The sequence below is a fragment of the Novipirellula sp. genome (assembly GCF_041583735.1).
GTDB lineage: Bacteria > Planctomycetota > Planctomycetia > Pirellulales > Pirellulaceae > Novipirellula.
In genome coordinates this window covers 1-5,040 of record NZ_JBFHFD010000631.1, presented here as the reverse complement: position 1 = coordinate 5,040, position 5,040 = coordinate 1, and the positions used below count along the sequence as shown (strand labels likewise).

General features: G+C 55.1%; 3 protein-coding genes and 1 pseudogene. 2 read left to right on the top strand and 2 right to left on the bottom strand.

Annotation, left to right across the window (positions count from 1 at the left end; genetic code table 11):
• Positions 1-228: pseudogene (locus ABX962_RS29850) on the top strand (hypothetical protein); the annotation flags it as partial.
• Positions 229-411: 183 nt separating this feature from the next.
• Here the strand turns inward: ABX962_RS29850 and ABX962_RS29845 are convergent.
• Complete coding sequence (locus ABX962_RS29845; RefSeq protein ID WP_372725005.1) at positions 412-2,892, bottom strand: DUF1592 domain-containing protein; 2,481 nt, start codon at positions 2,890-2,892, stop codon at positions 412-414.
• A 227-nt stretch (positions 2,893-3,119) separates the two neighbouring features.
• On the bottom strand, positions 3,120-4,418 hold the full coding sequence (locus ABX962_RS29840; RefSeq protein ID WP_372725004.1) for a DUF1552 domain-containing protein: 1,299 nt from the start codon (positions 4,416-4,418) through the stop codon (positions 3,120-3,122).
• A 410-nt stretch (positions 4,419-4,828) separates the two neighbouring features.
• On the opposite strand from ABX962_RS29840, the gene ABX962_RS29835 reads away from it, so the two are divergent.
• On the top strand, positions 4,829-5,040 hold a 212-nt coding region (locus ABX962_RS29835), incomplete at its 3' end, for a sigma factor (RefSeq protein WP_372725002.1).

Below are 5,040 nucleotides of genomic sequence, written 5' to 3'. Positions count from 1 at the left end.
TTGCCCGCGGTACGCATGAAAGCAGCGATTCAGCAGTGGGCCAAGGGGCTCTCGTTTTGGCGTCGTTTGGATTGGAAGTGGAATCGGATTGAACCCGCGAACACGCAAGTTCCAATTGATTTCGAACTAGGCGAGTTTCCGTTCACGATTCCGCACGCAAAAGTCGCATCCGAATTGCCAAGTGACGGCAAGCCACCCAAGCGAACCGCCCCCAAGCTCGCTGCCTAACTCGACATGATCCCGTAGCGGACACCCCCATAGTGGACGAGGCAACGAGTCCCGAGCAGCACAATCCGTAGTGGACGAGGCAACGAGTCCCCTTACAGCCCACCCGGTCGCGAACGATGCAACGAGACCCACGCTGCAGGACTCGTTGCCTCGTCCACTACGACGGTGAACTGCTGCGCGTTCTTAACGCTGTTGGAATAGATCGCTGACGACAATCGCCGCGATCAAATCGGCCATCGGATAGTCATCCGCTTTGACTTGATCAAGAATCGCATCGACCGCCGCTCGATCCGTCGGTTCGATTCGTCGCCCGAGCCCATGGCTGAGCAACCGGTTGGTCACGGTGCGTACGAAAAACTCTTTTCGCTCAAGCAACCGCTGGCGTAATTCCGCGGGTCCTGCAAACGTTTCGCCGCCTGGCAACACACCCGACGTATCGATCTTTTGCTTGCCGCGAGCATCATAGGACTGTCGCACCCGACCGATTGGATCAAAGCCTTCCAAGGCAAAACCGAGCGGGTCGATTTTGCGGTGGCAAACGTTACATGCCGCCGATTCGCTATGCCGATCCAACTGGTCGCGTATCGATTTCGCACCGCGAACATCGGGATCCAACGACGGTACGTCATCCGGTGGTGGCGGCGTCGGCGTCCCTAAGACATTTTCCAGCAACCACACGCCGCGAATCACGGGTGACGTTTCGATACCGTTGGCCGACACTGTCAAAACGCTGGCTTGTCCAAGCAACCCGCCACGCCGATGGTCACGGAACACGACACGATGAAAATCAGCGGCCGCGTCGACCGGCACTTGATCTTCGATCCCATACAACTTGGCCAAGTCGCGATTGACGAATGAATAGTTGCCGCTCAAGAACAATAACACCGACGCGTTACGGTCAATCAGATCGCGTAGGAACCGCTGAGTCTCCTGTTTCATCTCCGGTTCCAAACCGGCCGCGTAATACTCGCGTGACGCTTTGGGATCGGGCGGCATGCTGCCCAGCGCACGCAAATTGAGCCAGCTATCCAAAAAGTCCGCTACAAACGCATCCGAATCGCGACTACCGAGTAGCCGCTTCGTTTCCTCGCGAAGGGTGGCGGGATTATGCAATTGGCCTTCATCCGCCAGTTGTCGCAAACGTCCGTCGGGCATCGACGACGTCAGAAAGTACGACAAACGCTCAGCTAAACCGTGCTGCGATAACTTGCTCGACTCGGCCGACGGAGGAGGGCTGAGATACAGAAACGCCGGCGAACACAAGGCCGCCTTCAGCGTGTCCTTGTACGCTTGAAACGGAGTATGCCCACTTGCGACGCGACTTTGATACACCGTCATCAATCCCGCAACCTCATCCGCAGTTGCCGGACGACGATAGGCTCGCGATGCAAATTGTCGAACTCGCTCGGACGCTTTCTCAGGATCGAAGCTCGATCCTCCAACCAGTCGTTGTTGGCTTTGCGTTGGCCACTGGACATCCACCGGGCCGCGGATCTGGACTTCATGAATACGGATTTGCGGCAATTGGCCATGTTTGATCACCGCGTTTCGGTGCGCGACAATTCCCTTTCCGCCGCGGACACTCGCAGGCAACGTATCGACATGGTTTCGAAACACTCTCGCGTAAGCACCGCGGACATCATGTTGGCCGTTTTCAAACGTAAAACGCGGAGCAAATCCACGGTCCAGCGGTATTCTGAACGTGTACCACTTCAATTCATTGTCGTCGATCACCGCCTCGGCCAACTTGGGCTGGATCGGCTGCGTATGCACCAAATCACCAAGTGACGTGTCACCAGGCCGAATGCCCATCCGAAACGGTTCGTCCAAGTCGATGAAGATCGTCCGCTTGTTGTAAGGCGTGTCGCGGTGTAGCGCTTCGGCCAGCACTTTCACTTCGTACATCCCGTCGACGGGAACACCATCGTCAAACCGATGCAAGTGTCCGTACGCGCCTTCGGGCTTGTCATTCAGCGGATGATCGTACAGCACCAAGTGTTTGTAGTTGAACGCTAATCGATGGGCGCGGTTCAGTTCAGGTTGTTGAACGAAATCATCCCGGAAACTCCACGTTTGCGTTTTGGGACGTTCGCTCAAAGCCAACGCTTTTTCGATACAGCGGTCGGCGGCGTCCAGGTACTTTTCCAACAAGTGACCCGACGTGACCAACGTGTCGCCGATGTTATCAAAATGCTGAGACAGGTTGTCCGCAGGAAACTCGATCGTCGGATCGAACATACTCATGTCGATGGCGAGCAAGTCGCCGACCGTATTGCGGTACTCGCGGCGTGACAACCGCCGCAGCACCGTTTGCCCGCCAGTGCTGCTGGTTTCCGCACGCATCGACTCGAGCACACCCGTCAAATGCTCGATCGCTGAGACGCGTTCCGAATCGCTCGGTTGATCCGCATCCTCGGGCGGCATGCTGCCCAGCGTCAATTGATCAATGATTTCTTGTAACTGAATCTGAGCATCCAGATGCGTTTTGGCAAAGTCGAGCGTTTCAAACTCACGCTGGCCCCCCGGATCGTCGACCGTGTGGCATTCAATGCAGTAGTTTTCCAGGAAACCGAATGCGGGATCCGCTGCCTTGGCACTGGCAGACCACTCGCAGCACGACATCGCCAACAGCAACACCAACGAAATTAGCGTGGTCGAAGTCATTACTGACGTAGCGGAACTCGTCAAGAGTTTCGACCAGCCTGGAAAACGAACGTCTTGACGATTTCCGCAACGGGAAAACCCGTCACTGATTGTTCCGACAATGCTAAGTGGCAAATTCGGTCCTGGACAAGGCAACGAGTCCCCTGCCGCAGGACTCGTTGCCTCGTTCACTACGACAGAAGCATTTTTGCGGATACTTCGGCGCGAATTTAGGCAGTGCCTCCACATCATGCTAAACCTCGCAGCGTTCCTGTGCTGGTGGAAAAGCGGTCAGTCTCGACACCAAAGTTTTGCAGCATTGAAACGAACAGATTGGTCAGCGGAGGGCGATGTGACGAGTTCTTATCGAACGCCAGCAACCGGCCATGCTCGAAACCGCCTCCCGCTAAAATCACGGGTAGATTCACGTTGTTGTGTGAATTGGCGTTTCCCATCCCGCTGCCGAATAAGACGGACGTTTGGTCCAGTAGGTTGTGCTCACCCTCATTCATTGCCGACAACTTTTCGACGAAGCGAACGAATTGCTCGATTTGGTAAGTTTCCAATTTCACCAGTGCCTCGATCCGCTCGGTCAATTGTCCGTGATGGGACAACGCGTGATAATCACCATCGACGCCCAGGTCGCGTGGGTTGAAATCGCCTCCGATCTCGAGCGTCGCGATTCGCGTCGAATCGGTTTGCAGCGCCAATGCGACCAAATCGTATAACAGTGGCAGGTCCTCGACCATGTTGCGATTTTTGGGGCGATCAAACGGAGCCTCGGGCTTGGGGACGTCGATCCAATTGCGGCGCAGCCCAATTCGTTTCTCGACATCACGGACCGACGTTAGATACTCGTCCAACTTGTCACGGTCTTGTTGATTCAGTGTCCGCCCGAACCGATTGGCATCGCTACGAACGAGATCCAAGATCGAACCTTGCAATTTGAATCGATCGGCGGCAGCGACTTTGTCTTTTTCGCTGTTACCTACAAACAGGATTTGAAATAGTTGTTCCGGCCCCGTGATCGGCGGAACTCGGGTGCCGGTGCGAGTCCATGACAGTTGGCAGCCTCCATGGATGCCACTTTCGCTGCCGACGGTCAGCGAAGGAAACCGTGTCTGGCCGGCGATCGTTTCGGCCGCGTATTGGTCGATGGTGACATTGGCGTCGGGCATCGTTTTAGCATCGATTTGTCGTACGCCCGACAAAAACGTATGGACTGAAAAGTGGCCGCCAGCGGTATTGTGGTCCAATCCGGCAATCATCGTCATCCGATCCGAAATGGCTCGCAGTGGTGCGGTTGATCGACCGAGCAAGAAGTCGCGATGGATGGTCAAGCCTTCGTCGGATTTGGCGTTTGCCGCGGTGGGCCAGTAGGCTTCGGGATGAAACCCCAACATGTTGCCAATGCAAACCATCCGTGGTTTCCGACCTGACGATTTCTCGGACGCTTCGTTCCCGCCGGCCCGCAGCGATGAAAATAGCGGCAGGCAGACAGAAACGCCTGCGGCACGCAAAAGTTGGCGACGGTCGAGGTGACTCATGGAAGGCTCGGTGGGGCTGGATTCAGAGGGAGTGATGACAGGTTCGTGGTAAGAACTTCAAGTTTCGTTCGGATTCCTGTTTGTGATTTCCCCGGGCTCTACTGAACCTCGTGAACGATATTTTAGGCTGGAAATTACCACATCTGCGTTTCGTGGCTACGCACGCCAGAGCGTGGATTGTCATCGCGCTAATGCGAATCAACAGCTTTTGGCGAAGGTAGCCACTCGGAAATCGTCCACCGCGTTTTGAACCGAAGGTGCTTGGCAGTAGCACGAGGCGGACAACTTAACAATTTATACGCTTTTTAAACCGCGGTAGAATCAATTTGGACCGTGACGATGCCCTTAAGTTTCCAATTTTCTTTTTCAGAGAATGCGGCAGGTCCAACTACCGAGTCGAATAGGAAATTATGGAAGCCCCAAACGAACATGATCGCGGCCCTCTGGAAAAACTGCCTGAAGGCGAGTTTATGCGGCTATTTATCAAGCATGAACCTGCTTTGCGCGCGTTCGCTCGTTCGATTTTGCCCGATTGGCACCTCGTCGATGATACCCTGCAAGAAGCTAGTGTGACGATGTGGGAAAAATTGGGGCAACTGCATGACGAGGCTGGTTTCCTTCC